The 16,501-nt window shown below is 65.3% G+C and carries 16 protein-coding genes; 4 read left to right on the forward strand and 12 right to left on the reverse strand.

The genetic code is table 11. From position 1 onward, the window contains the following. Positions 1-6: 6 nt before the first annotated feature. The 5 genes from sdhA to FG93_RS33985 all read right to left on the reverse strand — a co-directional run bounded on the left by sdhA (position 7) and on the right by FG93_RS33985 (position 5,768). Positions 7-1,839: a succinate dehydrogenase flavoprotein subunit gene (gene sdhA / locus FG93_RS29295; RefSeq protein ID WP_043242101.1), complete on the reverse strand. Its 1,833-nt coding sequence runs from the start codon at positions 1,837-1,839 to the stop codon at positions 7-9. Between the two features lie 5 nt (positions 1,840-1,844). Next, positions 1,845-2,237 carry a succinate dehydrogenase, hydrophobic membrane anchor protein gene (sdhD, locus tag FG93_RS29300; RefSeq protein ID WP_043242103.1) on the reverse strand — a complete coding sequence of 131 codons (393 nt, stop codon included), beginning with the start codon at positions 2,235-2,237 and terminating at the stop codon, positions 1,845-1,847. Between the two features lie 11 nt (positions 2,238-2,248). Beyond that, entirely contained in the window at positions 2,249-2,644 is a 396-nt protein-coding gene (gene sdhC, locus FG93_RS29305) for a succinate dehydrogenase, cytochrome b556 subunit (RefSeq protein WP_043242105.1), read from the reverse strand. Between the two features lie 157 nt (positions 2,645-2,801). Next, positions 2,802-3,875, reverse strand: a complete 1,074-nt coding sequence (locus FG93_RS29310) for a MaoC family dehydratase (RefSeq protein WP_043242107.1) — start codon at positions 3,873-3,875, stop codon at positions 2,802-2,804. A 180-nt stretch (positions 3,876-4,055) separates the two neighbouring features. Then, complete coding sequence (locus FG93_RS33985; RefSeq protein WP_081881996.1) at positions 4,056-5,768, reverse strand: serine/threonine dehydratase; 1,713 nt, start codon at positions 5,766-5,768, stop codon at positions 4,056-4,058. Positions 5,769-5,868: 100 nt separating this feature from the next. On the opposite strand from FG93_RS33985, the gene FG93_RS29320 reads away from it, so the two are divergent. Continuing rightward, positions 5,869-6,744 carry a CoA ester lyase gene (locus FG93_RS29320; RefSeq protein WP_043242109.1) on the forward strand — a complete coding sequence of 292 codons (876 nt, stop codon included), beginning with the start codon at positions 5,869-5,871 and terminating at the stop codon, positions 6,742-6,744. A gap of 106 nt (positions 6,745-6,850) precedes the next feature. Here FG93_RS29320 and ppa read toward each other — a convergent pair whose 3' ends face one another. Next, the gene (ppa, locus tag FG93_RS29325; RefSeq protein WP_043242111.1) at positions 6,851-7,387 is read right to left on the reverse strand and encodes an inorganic diphosphatase; all 537 of its coding nucleotides are present in this window, start codon (positions 7,385-7,387) and stop codon (positions 6,851-6,853) included. Positions 7,388-7,545: 158 nt separating this feature from the next. Here ppa and FG93_RS29330 point away from each other — a divergent pair, with 158 nt between their 5' ends. Beyond that, positions 7,546-8,268 carry a sulfur transferase domain-containing protein gene (locus FG93_RS29330; RefSeq protein WP_043242198.1) on the forward strand — a complete coding sequence of 241 codons (723 nt, stop codon included), beginning with the start codon at positions 7,546-7,548 and terminating at the stop codon, positions 8,266-8,268. Positions 8,269-8,274: 6 nt separating this feature from the next. On the opposite strand, the gene FG93_RS29335 is transcribed toward FG93_RS29330, so the two are convergent. After that, a complete protein-coding gene (locus FG93_RS29335) occupies positions 8,275-9,717 on the reverse strand; it encodes a lipopolysaccharide biosynthesis protein (RefSeq protein ID WP_152579697.1) in 1,443 nt (480 codons plus the stop codon). A gap of 215 nt (positions 9,718-9,932) precedes the next feature. On the opposite strand from FG93_RS29335, the gene FG93_RS29340 reads away from it, so the two are divergent. Together FG93_RS29340 and FG93_RS29345 are read left to right on the forward strand one after the other, a co-directional pair. Further along, positions 9,933-10,940, forward strand: a complete 1,008-nt coding sequence (locus FG93_RS29340; RefSeq protein WP_043242115.1) for an ornithine cyclodeaminase family protein — start codon at positions 9,933-9,935, stop codon at positions 10,938-10,940. After that, complete coding sequence (locus tag FG93_RS29345; RefSeq protein WP_081881998.1) at positions 10,937-11,761, forward strand: phosphate/phosphite/phosphonate ABC transporter substrate-binding protein; 825 nt, start codon at positions 10,937-10,939, stop codon at positions 11,759-11,761. Before FG93_RS29340 ends, FG93_RS29345 begins: the two co-directional genes overlap by 4 nt. On the opposite strand, the gene FG93_RS29350 is transcribed toward FG93_RS29345, so the two are convergent. From FG93_RS29350 to FG93_RS29370, 5 genes are read right to left on the reverse strand one after another with little or no spacing between them, the layout of a single operon-like run. Continuing rightward, positions 11,758-12,714 carry an ABC transporter ATP-binding protein gene (locus tag FG93_RS29350; protein WP_043242117.1) on the reverse strand — a complete coding sequence of 319 codons (957 nt, stop codon included), beginning with the start codon at positions 12,712-12,714 and terminating at the stop codon, positions 11,758-11,760. The genes FG93_RS29345 and FG93_RS29350 overlap by 4 nt on opposite strands. Further along, a complete protein-coding gene (locus FG93_RS29355; protein ID WP_043242119.1) occupies positions 12,711-13,346 on the reverse strand; it encodes an ABC transporter permease in 636 nt (211 codons plus the stop codon). The genes FG93_RS29350 and FG93_RS29355 overlap by 4 nt, the downstream gene beginning before the upstream one ends. Then, the gene (locus tag FG93_RS29360) at positions 13,346-13,975 is read right to left on the reverse strand and encodes an ABC transporter permease (RefSeq protein ID WP_043242121.1); all 630 of its coding nucleotides are present in this window, start codon (positions 13,973-13,975) and stop codon (positions 13,346-13,348) included. Before FG93_RS29360 ends, FG93_RS29355 begins: the two co-directional genes overlap by 1 nt. Further along, positions 13,972-15,534 carry a histidine ammonia-lyase gene (gene hutH, locus FG93_RS29365; RefSeq protein WP_200878183.1) on the reverse strand — a complete coding sequence of 521 codons (1,563 nt, stop codon included), beginning with the start codon at positions 15,532-15,534 and terminating at the stop codon, positions 13,972-13,974. Before hutH ends, FG93_RS29360 begins: the two co-directional genes overlap by 4 nt. Then, a complete protein-coding gene (locus FG93_RS29370; RefSeq protein WP_052514367.1) occupies positions 15,524-16,372 on the reverse strand; it encodes a glycine betaine ABC transporter substrate-binding protein in 849 nt (282 codons plus the stop codon). The genes hutH and FG93_RS29370 overlap by 11 nt, the downstream gene beginning before the upstream one ends. Positions 16,373-16,501 lie beyond the last annotated feature (129 nt).

Raw genomic sequence — 16,501 nt, forward strand, 5'->3', positions numbered from 1 at the left:
TCGTCCTCAATACACCCGCGCCTTGGGCTTGATGTACTCGATATCGTTCGAGAGCGTGTAGGTATGGACCGGGCGGTCGTCGAGCGTGACGGTCCGCTTCTCGTCGTCGATCCAGGACAGGGTGTGCTTCATCCAGTCCTTGTCGTCGCGCTCCGGATAGTCCTCACGGGCATGCGCGCCACGGCTTTCCGGACGATTCAGCGCCGAATCCATGGTGACGACGGCCTGGGTGATCAGGTTGTCGAACTCGAGTGTCTCGACCAGGTCCGAGTTCCAGATCAGCGAACGGTCGGTGGTCGCGATGTCGGAGGCCCCGGCCCAGACCTCGTGGATCAGCTTGTGGCCTTCCTGCAGCGTCTCGCCGGTGCGGTAGACGGCGCAGTTGTCCTGCATCGTCTTCTGCATGCGGTTGCGCAGCTCTGCCGTCGGCGTGCCGCCCGAGGCGTTGCGGAACTTGTCGAGGCGGGTCAACGCGAGATCGGCCGAGGACTTCGGCAGTTCGGGCTGCTTTTCGCCCGGCGTGACGATTTCGGCGCAGCGCAGGCCTGCGGCACGACCGAAGACGACGAGATCGATCAGCGAATTCGAGCCGAGGCGGTTGGCGCCATGCACCGAGACGCAAGCCGCCTCGCCGATCGCCATCAGGCCGGGCACCACGGTGTCCGGATTGCCGTCGACCTTGGTCAGCACCTCGCCATGATAGTTCGTCGGGATGCCACCCATGTTGTAGTGCACCGTCGGCAGGACCGGGATCGGCTCACGGGTGACATCGACGCCGGCGAAGATTTTTGCGCTCTCCGAGATGCCCGGCAGGCGCTCGTGCAGGATCTTCGGGTCGAGATGGTCGAGATGCAGGTAGATGTGGTCGCCGTTCTTGCCGACGCCGCGCCCACCACGGATCTCCATGGTCATCGAGCGCGAGACGACGTCGCGCGACGCCAGATCCTTGGCCGAGGGAGCGTAACGCTCCATGAAGCGCTCGCCCTCGGAATTGGTGAGATAACCGCCCTCGCCGCGGGCCCCCTCGGTGATGAGGCAGCCGGCGCCATAGATACCGGTCGGGTGGAACTGCACGAATTCCATGTCCTGCAGCGGCAGGCCGGCGCGCAGCACCATGCCGCCACCGTCACCGGTGCAGGTATGGGCCGAGGTCGCCGAGAAATAGGCGCGGCCATAGCCGCCGGTCGCCATGATCGCCATCTTCGAGCGGAAGCGATGCAGCGTGCCGTCATCGAGCTTGAGCGCGATCACGCCCCGGCACACGCCATCCTCGTCCATGATCAGGTCGATGGCGAAGTACTCGATGAAGAACTCTGTATTGTAGCGCAGCGCCTGGCCATAGAGCGTGTGCAGCATGGCATGGCCGGTGCGGTCGGCAGCGGCGCAGGTGCGCTGGGCCGGGGGACCGTTGCCGAAATCGGTGGTCATGCCGCCGAAGGGACGCTGATAGATCTTGCCGTCTTCGGTGCGCGAGAAGGGCACGCCCCAATGCTCGAGCTCATAGACCGCCGCCGGCGCGTTGCGCACCAGATACTCGATCGCATCCTGGTCGCCGAGCCAGTCCGACCCCTTGACGGTGTCGTACATGTGCCACTGCCAGGTGTCCTTGCCCATGTTGCCAAGCGAAGCGGCAACGCCGCCCTGCGCCGCGACAGTGTGCGAGCGGGTCGGGAACACCTTGGAGATGCAGGCAGTCCTCAGGCCCGCCTGCGAGCAGCCGACCGTCGCGCGCAAGCCCGCACCGCCGGCGCCGACGACCACGACGTCGAAGGTGTGATCGGTGATCGGGTAGGCCTGGCCGGTATAGGCCGGGACCGATTGGGCTCTGGTGATGGCCATCGGGTTCAGCCTCCGAAAGAGAGTTTCAGGATCGCGAAGACGCAAGCCGCGCCGATCGCGATCGCAAAGAAGGTGTTGGCCATCACAGCGAGGATCTTCAGCCCCTCGTGGTGGACGTAGTCCTCGATCACGACCTGCATGCCGAGGCGCATGTGGACCGCACCCGACAGGGTGAAGAGCAGCATCAGGATCGCGACCAGCGGATGCGACAGCGTCGCTACCGCAGCCGCATAGGGCTTGCCGAAGAGCGAGATCACAACGCCGAGGAAGATGATCGTCAGGAAGACGTTCGCCACGGCAGTGACGCGCTGCAGCCAGAAATGGCCAGTGCCGGACCTGGCCGAGCCGAGACCGCGGACGCGGCCGAGCGGGGTACGCATGGAAGAATTTGACGACATGGCGAAACTCCTCAGCGCATCGCGTAGGCGACGATCCAGAGCAGGATCGTCAGGCCAGCCGAGACGAAGACGCTGTACTTCGCCATGTTCGTGCGCGTCTCAAGGTCGTAGCCGTGCCCCAGATCCCAGACAAAATGGCGCAAGCCGCCAACCATGTGGTGCAGGAGCGCAAAGGAATAGCCGAACAGCACGAGGCGCCCCAGGAAGGAGCCGGCGATCGCCTGAGCCGTTTCATAAGCCGCCGGCCCCGAGGCGGCAGCGACGAGCCAGGCGGCGATAAGCACTGTGCCGGCATAGAGCGCCGAGCCGGTGGCACGATGCGCGATCGACATCGCCATGGTCCAGGACCAGCGGTAGATTTGCAGATGCGGCGAAAGCGGGCGCGCGATCGGTTTGGTTTCGGCCAAGGTGAACTCTCCGACTCTGCGGCCCGCCGGCGGGCCCGATCCATTTGGGAATGGTTCTAGAGTGATTGGCTCTCTATAGAAACCATTCCGGCGCTGCAATGCGAGGCAGCGAATCGCTGGTTACATAAATCTCAAACTGTAACTTTATGCTTACGCATCAGCGCGGCAGCAGCACCCAGTAATCCAGATCAAGGATGACGCCACCGGCATATTGATCGCCCAGCTTCAAGGGGTACTCGTTGCAGGGCAGGTTCTTGGTCGCGACGAGCCGCAGACGCAGGGCGCCGACATCGCTTCGGCCCGGCAACTCGGCCTTCTCCAGCACTTCGCTCCAGGCATAGACCGTGTCGCCCGCGAAAAGTGGCGCGACATGCCTCCCGCCGTTGATCGCAGCGATATGAAGGCAGTTGCCGAGGCCGTTGAACGAAAGGGCACGGGCCAGGCTGATGACATGGCCGCCATAGATCAGCCTTTTGCCGAAACGCGTCTCGCGCGCGCTGTAGGCGTCGAAATGTACTTTTGCGGTGTTCTGGTAGAGGCGGGTGGCGAGCTGATGCTCGGCCTCCTCCACCGTCATGCCGTCAACATGGTCGATGCTCTCGCCGACCGCATAATGGCCCCAGCGAAACGCCGAGCCTGCGAGCGCATCATCGTAAGCGGTGAGATCAAGCGCCGGGCAGCCCTCGCCGAGTTCTTCGGGAGCGACGGCCTTCGGCAATTCAGGCACCTGCTCGGCATGGGCCGGGGTTCCCGGCGCGCGTTTGCGCACCAGCACCCAGCGCGCATAGCTCAGCACGATTTCGCCATGCTGGTTGCGGCCGATCGAGCGGACATAGACGATACCGGCATCGCCCGCCGAGGTCTGCTTCAGGCCGATCACCTCCGAAGTGGTCGACAAGGTGTCGCCCGGATAGACCGGCCTGAGGAAGCGTCCATCCGCATAGCCAAGATTGGCAACGGCATTCAGCGAGACGTCCGGCACCGTCTTGCCGAAGACGATATGGAAGACCAGCAGATCATCGATCGGCGCCGCGGGATAACCGACCGCGCGTGCGAAGCTGTCCGAAGACTGCACGGCGAAGCGCGGCCCATAGAGCGCCGTATAGAGCGAGACATCGCCGCTGGTCACGGTACGTGGCGTCGCATGGACGATCGTCTCGCCCAGCCGGAAATCCTCGAAGAAGCGGCCGGGGCTGGTTTTGGAAGCAGTCAGCGTCGCGGTCTGGGACATCGGCGTCTCGCGTCTGGTCAGGCGGCCGGATTGTGCGCTGCCGTGAGAGCCTGCGTCCAGTCTCGCGCCGCTGCGACGATGGGGTAAGGCGCACGCCCGGAATGGTCGGACCAGAGCCGACCACCCTGCGAATGGACCTCGCGGCTCTCCGCTTCGCCGCGACAGGAAATGGCGCGAAGCCTACGCCACAATCGCCTGCAGCTTGGCGAGATCGACATTCGCGCCGCAGACCAGCACGCCGAGGCGCTCGCCCGCAGCAGGCTTGTAGGCTCCCGAGATCAGCGCGCCGAAGGCAGCCGCCCCACCGGGCTCCACGGCCAGGCGGAAATCGCGCCAGAGCCGCGCCTGCGCCTCGGTGATCGCGGCATCCGGCACCAGCGCAACGTGATCGACCGTGTCCTTGCAAGCGTCATAGACGAGCTGGCCGACATTTCGGGCGCCGAGCGAATCCGCTGCCACCGAAGCGACATCGACCGCCACCGGCCCCTTGGCCTCGAGCGCTGCCTGCAAGGCACGCGAGCCGGCGGGCTCGACGCCGACCACCTTGACCTTCGATCCCGCGAACCAGGAGGCGATTCCCGAGATCAGCCCGCCGCCGCCGACTGCGACAAGCACGGTATCGAGATCCGGCTCCTGCAGATCCCACTCGCGCCCGAGCGTGCCCTGGCCAGCAATGGTCTCGACCGCTGCGAAGGGGTGGATCTTGAGCGCCCCGGTTTCCGCGACGAACCGGTCGCAAGCAGCCTGCGCATCGTCATATTGCGCGCCACCGACCACGGCCTCAGCGCCGAAACGCCGGATCGCCTCGATTTTGGCCGCAGGCGAAATCTCCGGCACGAAGATCGTCGCCTTCACGCCGCGCTCGCGCGCCGCATAGGCCACCGCTGCGCCGTGGTTGCCGCCGGATGCCGCCGAAACCCCGGCAGCGGGCACCGGCAGGGACAGCAGGTTGTTGAAGGCCCCGCGCGTCTTGAAGGACCCAGCATGCTGCAGGCATTCGAGCTTGAGCGAGATGTCTCCCGCAGTTCCGAGCGCACCCTTGCCCAAGCGTATGACCGGCGTGACGCGAGCATGGCCAGCGATGCGCGCGGCAGCCGCCTCGATCATGGAACGGGACACCGGACGGTCGGACATGGCGCGATCCTGATAGGCTGGGCGATCCGGCGCGAAGGTCCAGATCGCGATGGGAAGCCCGTGGCTATCGCGTCCCGGCGGATCGGGGAAGGGCTTTCCACGCCCGCCCCGGATGTGCCTGGCGACGATCAGCGCCGCAAGAGCATCCAGCATATCGTCTGCCGCAGCCCCGCGCGGCGGCCATGCGTGAACGCTCTCGGCGGGCAAGCCTGCCGCAATCAGCAGCGCCCGTCGTTCGGCCATGCCCTCGGGATTGATCGCGCCCTTGACCTTCTTCGGGTTCAGAAGCGGAGCGCCGCGCATCGTCCGAAAGGCCAGTTCGGGATGGGTTTCATAGACGCGCTCGCGCCACACCGGCTGTTCCCGCAACAAGCCGTCGATCTGCCGAATTTTCGGGAACAGGAAGAAGCTCTGCTTCGAGACCTTGCGAGGCGGCTCGGAGGTCGCAACCGCCACGCCACAGGCCTCCAGATACTCTGCAGCCTGGACTGCCAAGCGCGACGGAATGGAGAACACAGAGGATTGCCGCTCGCCAAGCAGGCTGCGCACTGCCTGCTCGGGACCGCGTCCGGAGCCGACAATCCGATCAGGCAGGCCGATCGGCATATCGACCGCCACGAGATCAGGCGGCTCCGATCCCTCAAAGAGCTCGGAGAAATGCGAGATCACGCGCAACTGCGGACGCGCGAGCGCGGCGTCATCAAGGACGGCGACAACCCAGCCCGCCTTGCAGCCGTCGACACCGGCGATCCAGCCCATCCGTCCCCCTCTTCACCTTTCGATGAACTGTCGTTGCATTGCGGTCGCGTCTAGTGTGCATTGCAGCGAAATCCGATCAGCCGTCGTTAAGGAGTCTCCCATGACAGCGATCCGCCCACGCCGCAGCGTCCTCTATATGCCTGGTTCGAACGCGCGTGCGCTCGAAAAGGCTCGCGAGATTGCCGCCGACGCCCTGATTCTTGATCTGGAAGATGCCGTCGCCCCGGATTCCAAGGACATGGCGCGCGAGCAGGTCTGCGCCGCGGTGAAGGCCGGAGGTTATGGCCGGCGCGAACTGGTCATTCGCGTCAACGGCGTCGACACTCCCTGGTTCGAAGCGGATCTTGCCGCGGCAACCGAGGCCAAGCCCGATGCGATCCTGATCCCGAAAGTCTCGGCCCCTGAAACCCTGATCGAGATCGGCCACAAACTGACCGGCCTTTGGGCCGATCCAGCCATCCGGATCTGGGCGATGATCGAGACACCGCTCGCCGTCCTGGACGCCGCGCGCATTGCCGCGGCGGCGAAGGACCCCTCGACGCGGCTCGTCTGTTTCGTGATGGGCACGAACGATCTCGCCAAGGAAACCCGCGCCCGCTTCGTGCCTGGCCGTGCGCCGATGCTGCCTTGGCTGGTAACGGCCATCCTCGCCGCCCGTGCCCATGGCATCGACATCGTCGATGGCGTCTATAACGATCTCAAGAACGAGGATGGCTTTGCGGCCGAATGCGAGCAGGGCCGCGATCTCGGCTTCGATGGCAAGACGCTGATCCATCCTGCCCAGGTCGCTGCGGCCAATGCCACATTCGCACCGGACGATCATGAACTTGCCCGCGCCAAGGCGATCATCACCGCTTTCGAACAGCCGGAGAACGCCGACAAGGGCGCGATCCAGCTCGACGGCCGCATGGTCGAGCGGCTCCATGCCGAGATGGCCAGGCGCGTCGTGGCGCTGAGCGAGGCGATCGCAGCGTAACCCACGCGTGCCCGGCTTTGCGCCGGGGCCTGTCTTGATCCGGGTGACGGGACGCCATCATGGCCGGGACGGGCCCGGCCATGATGGAGAATACGGGCGTCTGGCCTCAGCCCTTGGCTTTCTTGGCCCGCTCCATCGCCTCGACGATGAGCTGCTTTGCCTTGGTGGCATCGCCCCAGCCGGTGAGCTTCACCCATTTGCCGGGCTCGAGATCCTTGTAGTGCTCGAAAAAGTGCTGGATCTGGTCGAGCGTGATCTTCGGCAGGTCGGTGTAGTTATGGACGTTCTCGTAGCGCTTGGTGAGCTTCGGCACCGGCACGGCGATGATCTTCTCGTCACCGCCGCCCTCGTCCTCCATCATCATCACGCCGATCGGGCGGACCGCGATATAGGAGCCTGGAATCAGGGGGCGCGTATTGGCGACCAGCACATCGCAGGGGTCGCCATCCTCGGACAGCGTATGCGGGATGAAACCGTAGTTCCCGGGATAACGCATCGGGGTGTAGAGGAAGCGATCGACGAAGAGCGTGCCGGCTTCCTTGTCCATCTCGTACTTGATCGGCTCTCCACCAATGGCCACCTCGATGACCACATTGACTTCGTCAGGCGGATTCTTGCCGATGGAGATGGCGTCTAGGCGCATGGGTGGTCTTACCTGTTGAGACAAAAAACTGGCGCGCCTTATGCGCGCTGTAGCGCAAAAGTCCAAGCCCGACCTTTAGGTCGACCGGGGTATCGGGGTTTGCGCAGGGCCGTGGCCACTGATATCGGGCTGCAGATGAACAAGGATGGAACTTTGTGGTGCTGAACCGGCTGCGCCCCGACGATCAGCGTTATGCGCGGCGAATGGCCCGCATCGCGCGCTGGGATCGGCCGATTTCCGGCCGGGCCGACCGGCTGCGCGCCTGGGCCAACATGCTGCTGGTCGATCATGGCATCTTCCGCTTGGCCTATCTTAATGCCCACAGGGTCACGCCGCGCCTCTGGCGCGCGGCCCAGCCTGCGCCCACCGACATCGCCTGGTTCGCGCGTCAGGGTGTCAAGACGATCGTCAACCTGCGCGGAGGCCGCGAGCACGGTGCCTGGCCGCTGCAGCGCGAAGCCTGCGAACGCCACGGCATCGCACTGGTCGAGTTCGTCCTGCGTTCGCGTGGCGCCCCTGATCGCGAGACGATCCTCGGCTCCAAGGCCTTCTTCGAAGGCCTGAAGGAACCGGCGCTGGTGCATTGCAAATCGGGCGCGGACCGGGCCGGGTTTTTCTCGGCGCTCTATTTGCTGGTGCATGAGAACCGTCCGCTCGACGAAGCCATGAAACAGCTTTCGTTGCGCTACGGACATTTCCGCTTCGCCAAGACCGGGATTCTCGACGCGTTCTTCGAAGCCTATGCCCGCGATGGCGAAGCCAAGGGCATCGCCTTCCTCGACTGGGTCGAGCGCAGCTACGATCCCGAGGCGCTCGAGAGAGACTTCAAAACCGGCTTTCTGTCGTCGCTGATCGCCGACCGGCTGATCCGGCGCGAATAAACCTGCTCAACGAGCAGCACGCGGCAATACCGGCGGAGTGCCCATCCGCGTCCAGGCAAACTGGATATGCGCCAGCATGCGCGCGAACGAAACGCACCCGATCGCGGTGAGCAGCGCCAGCGACAGCGTCCCGAACCACCACACCACCAGCACGGCGCCGGCAAGCGCAACCGCATTCGTCATCATTTGCCGACGCGGATGCAGCGACAATGAGCCGATCTCGTGCAGCGGTCCGACCAGTGTGCTGCAGCCATAGAACAGCGAGAGCAGCGCCATGATCTCGCCGACTCCTTCCCATTGCGTGCCCTCGAGCACGTAGTCGGCCCCGAGCGCGGCGATGGCGACTCCGGCGAAGAGCACGACGACAATCGCTACCATGCCCATGGTGATCCGGCGGGCCCAGCGCTGCCGGTCCGCTCCCTCGCGTTTGCGCAGATCATTCATCGCCAGCGGAGTAACCGCAGCGTTGAACAATTGCATCGGCATTTCCAGCAGGCGCATGGCGAGCGCGACATGCGCAGCCAAGAGAGCGTTCCCGGCGAAGGGCAATGCCAGCAGTGGCGCCACCATGAAACCGAAGGACAGCAGCGCCGAGGGCAGCAGGTAGGTCGGCGCCGTGCGCCAGCGTATCGCCGACTCGACCAGTTCTCCCTGTGACCAGCAACGCAGCCTCACAAAGCCGATCAGCGCCTTGCGACGGCGCCAGAACAAATAGCTCGCGGCCACCGCGTGGCCGAAGGCATCGGCGGCAAACAGCGCGAGCGCCGTCGGGCCGAGCGGCCAGATCAGCAGGATCATCATGGCCGGCTGAACGATCGCCTGAACGACATTGCTGTTGCCGATCGTCGCGAAATCACCTTCGGCGGTCGCCTCGGCGGTGATCAGCCTGATGGCCGCACGACTGGCCAGCGAAATCAGGAAGAGCGCACCAAAGCCGCGCAGCAGCCAGCCCGCGGACGCTGCGAGCAGGATTGCCGCAGTCATGCCGGCAAGGAAAACCGTCCCCACAGCGAGGGCCAGTCGAAACGCCCGGCCGAGACGCACCCTGTCATTGCTCTGAAAGAACACGGCCTCGAAGCGCAGCAGAACCGCGATCGAGACGAAATTGGCAAGCGCCGAGAAGATCGCGAAATCCGCGAAGACCTTGGGCGGACACAGGGCTGCCGCGAAGAGCAGGCCCCACACCGAAAGAATGCGCGCCTGGACGAAGCGCAGCGCCAGCATCAAGCCGTTGCGAAGACCTGTGCGCCTGACGGGAGAGCCATCGGCCGCGATCGCCTCGGCCGGAACGGGCGCCGAGGCGGCAGTGGCAAAGGCGCCCCTGTCCAGTGCGAGCTGCGCTGCCATATCCACGTCCCCGGTCGGGATGTCAGGCAGGGCGTCTTCGCTCGACCGGGGGCCGTGGCGCTCGCCTGCCGGAGCCCGCTCGCGATCAACCCCTTCGATCACGTCGCTTCACTCCGCAGACAGCACGCTGCGCCGGTATGGTTAACGTACGGTAAATTTGCAGCACTTTCGCTGGTCGCGCCGGGGAGGGTTCTCGCTACCACGCGGGTTGTGGCGGAAAAGTGGCAAAATCCGTCATTTATCAGCGTTCTAACTGAGCTCCATTGTCATCTGCGGACGTCCCGGTCAGTGTTTCCGCTGCAGGAGAGGCCGAGCCCATGACCCGTTCCCCCATCCACCTCGATTTCCTGAATGCGCTGGACGTCGAGGCACTTCGGTTGACCGACCCGGAGATCATCTCGGCGGTGGAGACCGGTCTGGCGGCCCAGGGCCGCGGGGAAACCGTGATCGAACCGCGCATGCACCTGATTCCAGGCGGCAGCAGCGGTCATTTCAACGTGCTGAGGGGCGCATTTCGTGCGCCGATCAACTTGGCAGGCGTCAAGGTCATCGGTGACTTCGTCGACAACTACAAGGAGGATCTGCCCTCGGAACTCGGCCTGCTCCTGTTGATGGACCCGTCCAATGGCGTGCCCAAAGCCATCATCGACGGGAGCCATCTCACCGATATGCGCACCGGCGCAGTCACCGCCATCGGCGCGAAATACCTCGCACGCAAAGGTGCCAAGGTGCTGGGGCATATCGGCGCACGCGGCACGGCCTACTGGAACGTACGTCTACTCGACTCCCTGTTCGACTTCGACGAGATCCGGGTGCATTCCCGCCGGCGGGAAAGCCGCGACGCATTCGGAGCACGGCTCTCAGCTGATCTCGGCAAGCCCGTCACGGTGACCGAGGACTGGCGTACCTGCGTCGAGGGCGCCGACATCGTCGTCGAGGCCTCGCGCCTCGACGCTCCCGAACCGCTGCTGAGGACGGACTGGATCAAGCCGGGCGCCTTCGTCGTGCCCTATGGCACGATGAGCGCCGTCGAGCTTTCGCTGACCGATATCATGAGCAAGCTCGTCGTCGACGACTGGGGCCAGTGCAGGTCGGGCCAGTTCGGCGCGCTGCGTGCCCATGTCGAGGCCGGCAGGCTCTCGGAGACGACCCTCCACGCCGAGATGGGTGAAATCGTCGCCGGGCTGAAACCCGGCCGCGAAAGCGACGACGAAACCATCCTGTTCTGGCATCGCGGGCTCTCGCTCTCCGACATCGCCCTCGGCCATTTCATGCTGGAGAAGGCCAAGGCCATGGGGCTCGGCCAGAGGCTGCGTTACGCGTGACGCAGCCTGCCTCCCCGCACCTGGTCGCCAATGCGCGGATGTATGCCGTCAACCCGGCGGTTCGTGCCGCCTGGGCCGATCTGTTCGCCTGGATCTCCAGCCGGTCGGGGGTGCCGCTGACCGTCGTCGACCATGCCGCGCCGGCTCCGTTGGAGGAACTCTGGCAACGCGGCGATCTCGGCCTCGCATTCATCTGCGGCTATCCCTTCGCGAGCGGCCGTTTTCCCGTGCAGCCGATCGCGGCTCCGATCCCGGCCTCGGCGCTGGCTGGCGGGCGGCCCTTCTATGCGACGCATCTCATCACCCGCGCCGAAAGCCCGATCGCCACGCTCGCCGGGAGCTTCGGCCAGCGCCTTGGCTGGACGGTCGAGCACTCCCAGTCCGGCTTCAACGCCTTGCGCAGCCACCTGCTCCCGCATTGGACGGCCGGGCCATTGTATCGACAAAGCATCGGTCCGCTCCTGACGCCGCGCCGGGTCATTGCCGCGCTCTTGAATGACGAAATCGATATTGGCCCGCTCGATTCGTATTTTCACGACCTGTTGCGCGCGTATGAGCCTGAAACGGCAGCAAGACTGCGGATCATCGAGACCACGCTCCCAAGGCCGATGCCGCTCCTGGTCGCCTCGGACACGATCGATGCGGTGCAGCTCTCGAACCTTCGAGATGCGCTGCTCGACGCCGCAGCCTTGTCCGAGGCGGAGCCTTTGCTGGCTCGCCTGCAGCTCTCCGGTTTCGCCGCCATTGAATGCGGCGTCTATGACGTGCTGCTCGAGGATGCGCGCAGGGCGGAGGCCGCCGGGTATGATCGGCCAGGCTAGGAACCCGCCGGGTGCCCGGCACTGCGCGCCCGGATCGCCGCAAGCGTGATCCGCCCCAGCGGCTTGCTGTCGCCATCGACGATAGTTGCCCCATCCCGACCTTCGGTCAGAAGCGCCGAGAGCACATTGCGCAGATTGGCCGATGCCGGCAGCCGCAGATCGGAATCCTGTGGCGCCCCATCCTCGACCGCATCCCCAGCGCTGATCAGCGAGAGCCGCCGCAACGCGGCATCGGCACCGACAAAATCGGCAACGAACGCGTCGGCCGGGGCCGCCAGCAAACGGTCGGGCGTGTCATACTGCACCAGGCAGCCGTCCTTCATGATGGCGACGACATCGCCCATGCGGATCGCTTCATCGATATCATGGGTGACGAAGATCACCGTCTTCTTCAGCCGGCGCAGGATCGCGACGAATTCCTCCTGCAGGCGTCCTCGCACCACGGGGTCGACCGCCCCGAACGGCTCGTCCATCAACATGACCGGCGGATCGGCAGCCAAGGCGCGCGCCACCCCGACACGCTGGCGCTGTCCGCCGGAGAGATGGCGTGGGTAGCGCGCCAGGAACTGCGCAGGTTCCAACCCGACCAGGGCCAGCATCTCCTCCGAGCGCGACTTGATCTTCTCGGCCGGCCAGCCAAGCAGTTTTGGCACGGTCGCAACATTTTCGGCGATGGTCATGTGCGGGAACAGGCCGACCTGCTGAATGACATAGCCGATGCGGCGGCGAAGCAGCACCGGATCGGCCTGGGTCACATCCTCACCCTCGACGATGATCCGGCCGGAGCTCGGTTCGATCAGCCGGTTCACCATCCGCATTGTCGTGGTCTTGCCGCAGCCGGAGGGGCCGATCAGCACGCAGGTCCGGCCTTCGGGCACCGAGAGATCGAGGCTGTCGACGGCGGGGCGCGCGATGCCCGGGAAGAGCTTGCTGACATTCTCGAGACGGATCATCGGGCCCCCATTCGCGCGGAACGCGTCATGGCCCGCTCGACGCTCGCAAAACCAATCTCGACCAACAGCGCGAGCAGCGCGACCGCGACCGCTCCGGCAATCAGCTGCGGAAAATTGAAATTCGCCATGCCGGCGGTGATCAGCTCGCCGAGCCCCCCGCCGCCGATGAAGGCCGCGAGGGTCGCCGCCGAAACAACCTGCACGGCAGCCGTGCGGATGCCGGCAAAAATCACCGGCAGCGCCAGCGGGATCTCGATCCGCTTCATCACTTGCGCATCTGAGAGTCCTTGCCCGCGCGCAGCCTCGACGATGTCGCGGTCGACCTCGCTCAAGCCCGTATAGGTGTTGAGCAGCAGAGCCGGCAGGCCATAGAGCGTCAGCGCCACCATTGACGGCAGGAAGCCGGTGCCGAGCAGGGGCAGCATGATGACGAGCAAGGCCAGGCTCGGCACGGTGCGCAGGACGTTGACGATCGCAATCGCCGAATTGGCGAGGCTGCGATGACGCGTCAGCGCAAGCCCGAGTGGCAGCGCGATCAATACCACCGCGAGCAGTGCGACGCCCGAAAGCCAGAGATGGTTCTGGACTGCTGTCCAGAAGATGCGGGGATTGGCGGAGATCCAGTCGAGCATCAGGCGCCCTCCGCCTGGGCCGCCCGCAGGCCGAGCTCGAGCCGGCGCAAGATCTCGTCGCAGGTGATGGCGAGGAGCGAGGTCATGATCGCGCCGACCACGACCTTCTCGCCGAAATCCTGCGTGATGCCCTGGAAGATGATGTCGCCGAGGCCGCCGGCATTGATGAAGGCCGCCACGGTCGCAACCGAGACCATCGTGACGACCGTGATGCGGATGCCGGCGATGATCACCGGCATCGCCAGCGGGAGTTCAATGGCAAAGAGCCGGCGCCAACGGCCATAGCCCATGCCGTCGGCAGCATCCAGAATGTCGGGCGCGATCTCGCGCAGGCCCGTTGCCGTATTCCGGATGATGATCAGCAGGGCATACATCACGAGTGCCACGATCGCCGGACCGAAGCCCAGCCCGAGGACGGGAATCAGCAATGCGAAGATCGCCAGCGCCGGTACCGTGTAGAGCGCGCCGGAAATCAGCAGCACGACGAGGTAGAAGGTCGGCCGCCGCGCCGAGACGATGCCGAGCGGCAGGCCGATGACGAGCGAAATCGCGAGACCGATGCCGACGAGCTGGATATGCTCCCAGAGCGCGATCAGCAGGCGGTCATAATTCTCCAGCGTCCAGGTCATGCCGGCAGGTCCGCAAGCGCAGCGGCAAGCTCTCCTGCCGCCAACCGTTCGGCAAGGGCCTCGAACTCGCGCCCCATCGGCCGGTCATCGTCGAGGCGGGCGACATGGGCTCGGACGAAGCGATGCGCGAGAGTGGTGCCGGCGCCGAGCCTGATGCCTTCGCGCTGGTCGGTGGCCTCGGCGGCCACGACCAGCTCGATCGCAGCAAGTCGCGACAGGTGCTCGGCAATCATGGCCGTCTTTGCGACGATGCGCGGCGTCATCGGCGCGTAGTCCTCGACACCATCGGCAACCGGCATGGTCATCGGGCCGAGCGGCACGGCGAGATGGCGGATCTCGGCTTCCAGGGCTGCAGCCGTCTTCTGCGTGGTCGCAAAACCGGCATGCGTGCCGCCATGGCGGGTCAGGAAGCGCGGCAGCTCACTGGCCGCAGGCGACATCAGCTTGGTGACGCGGAACGCCGAGATCGTCGCGGTATGGGCGGCCGCCAGTCCGAGCCCTTCGAGCGCGAGTGCAAGCGCCGTCGTGTCGAAATTGACGGTCGAACGCAGGATATCTTCGGTGATGAGCACCGCCGGGCTGTCGCCAGCCCCGTTCAGCTCGACTTCGACCAGCGCCCGCGCCGTCTCTAGCGCGGCGAATGCGGCTCCGTTCACGGGCGCCAGGCAGCGAAAGGAGAGCGGGTCCTGCACGCGCCTGGCAGCGCCCTCGCCAAGGAGATCGCTCCCGGCCAGGAGTTCGCGCAACTTCGCTGCGCCGGCGACATGGCTCGGCACCGGCCGGAGGGCGACCAGATTGCTCGCGATGGGCGAAAGATTGGCGCGGTAAGCCTCCAGCGAGAGTGCGCCTGCCACTGTCAGTGCTTCCAGCGCCCTTGCCATGGCGCGAAGCGCGAGCGCAGCCAGGCCGGCGCTCTCGGCATTGGCATTGAGCAATGCGAGCCCATCCTTCGGCCCAAAGGCCGGAAGCGCGATGCCGGCCAGGCGCATGGCCTCGGGACCGGTTCGAATCTGCCCGTCGAATTCAGCCTCGCCCTCTCCTGTCAGCGGCAGAAAAAGCTGGGCGAGCGAACTGAGATCAGCCTCCCCCAGCGAACCGATGCGTCGGACGACAGGGTGAACACCGGAATTGAGCATCGCAGCGAGCGTCCCGACAAGGCAAGGCGAGATGCCGGAGGCGCCCTGAGCAAGACCGGCAAGCCGCGCGAGCAGCATGGCCCGCACCTCGGCCCGCGACAGGCAACGCCCGACGCCGACGGCCCGCGCCCGAACGGCCCGCAGCTGGAAGGCGGCGATCTGATCCGCCGCCAGCCGCGTGTCGACAGCAGCTCCAAGGCCCGTCGTCAAACCGTAGACAGCCTCGCCGCGTTCAAGGCTGCGCTCCACCGCCGCGCGTGCCCCGCTCAGCCGCTCCAGCAGCGCGGGAGCAAGCATGATCCGCGCAGCACCATGCGCGACAGCATGGACCTCGTCGATCGAAAGCGGCCCCGCACCGATGACGACGGCGGGGACCGCCCTTTGCGCCAGCACCATCCGCGGGCCGCCCGCCTTAGCGGACAAGACCCTTGGCTTTCAGGAAGGCGGCGGCGACGGTACGCGGCTCCTTCTTGTCAACCTCGACCTGTCGGTTCAGCTCCTGCATCGTCGCATTGTCGAGCACCGCCCCAACCTTTTCGAGGATCTCGACGACCTTGGCGTTGCCAGCGATCTCCTGACGCACGACCGGGGCGAGGAAATAGGGTGGGAACAGTGACTTGTCGTCGTCCAGCGCCACGAATTTCTCCGCCGCGATCTGCCAGTCGGTGGAGAAGCCATTGGCGATGTCGACCTGCTTCTGGTTCAGCGCCTCGTAGCGCAGCCGTAGCGCAGCGAACTGCTTGAACTCGGCAAACTCGGCGCCATAGACCTCCTTGAGGCCCTTGATGCCATCACGACGATCGACGAACTCGGTGCCCGCGCCGAGCCGAAGCTTGGACGAGACTTTGCCGAGATCGGTCAGGGTCTTGAGGTTGTATTCCTTCGCCGTCTCGGGGCGCACCACGATGGCATAGCCGTTATTGATGCCGGACGGCTTCAGCCAGGTCAGGTTGAATTCCTTCTCGTAGAAGGCCTTGACCATGCCGCGCACCTTCTCCGGGTCGGTTTCGGTCACGCCCTGCACCTTCATCACGGCGTTGAGGCCGGTCCCGGTATATTCCGGATAGAGGTCGATCGCGCCGCTCTTCAGGGCCTCATGCGCCACCAGCGTGCCGCCGAGATTGATCTTGCGCTCGACCTTGAAGCCCGCGCCCTCCAGGGCCGCGGCATAGAGCTCGGCAACGATGAACTGCTCGGTGAAATTCTTGGAACCGATCTTGATCGTCTGGGCCGCTGCCGCCGACAGCCCCACCAGGATCATGGCGGCAACAGTACAGACGGTCTTCGCGAAGCGCGTGCTGATGAGTTTCATGGCCGCCTCCTGTGATGGCTCAAGGGGTTAGCTAACGAGGGATCGAACAGCGATGCAAGTTTCGGGCGCGCAAAGGAA

The organism is Allobosea sp. LC85 (assembly GCF_000735605.1).
Classification (GTDB): Bacteria; Pseudomonadota; Alphaproteobacteria; order Rhizobiales; family Beijerinckiaceae; genus Allobosea.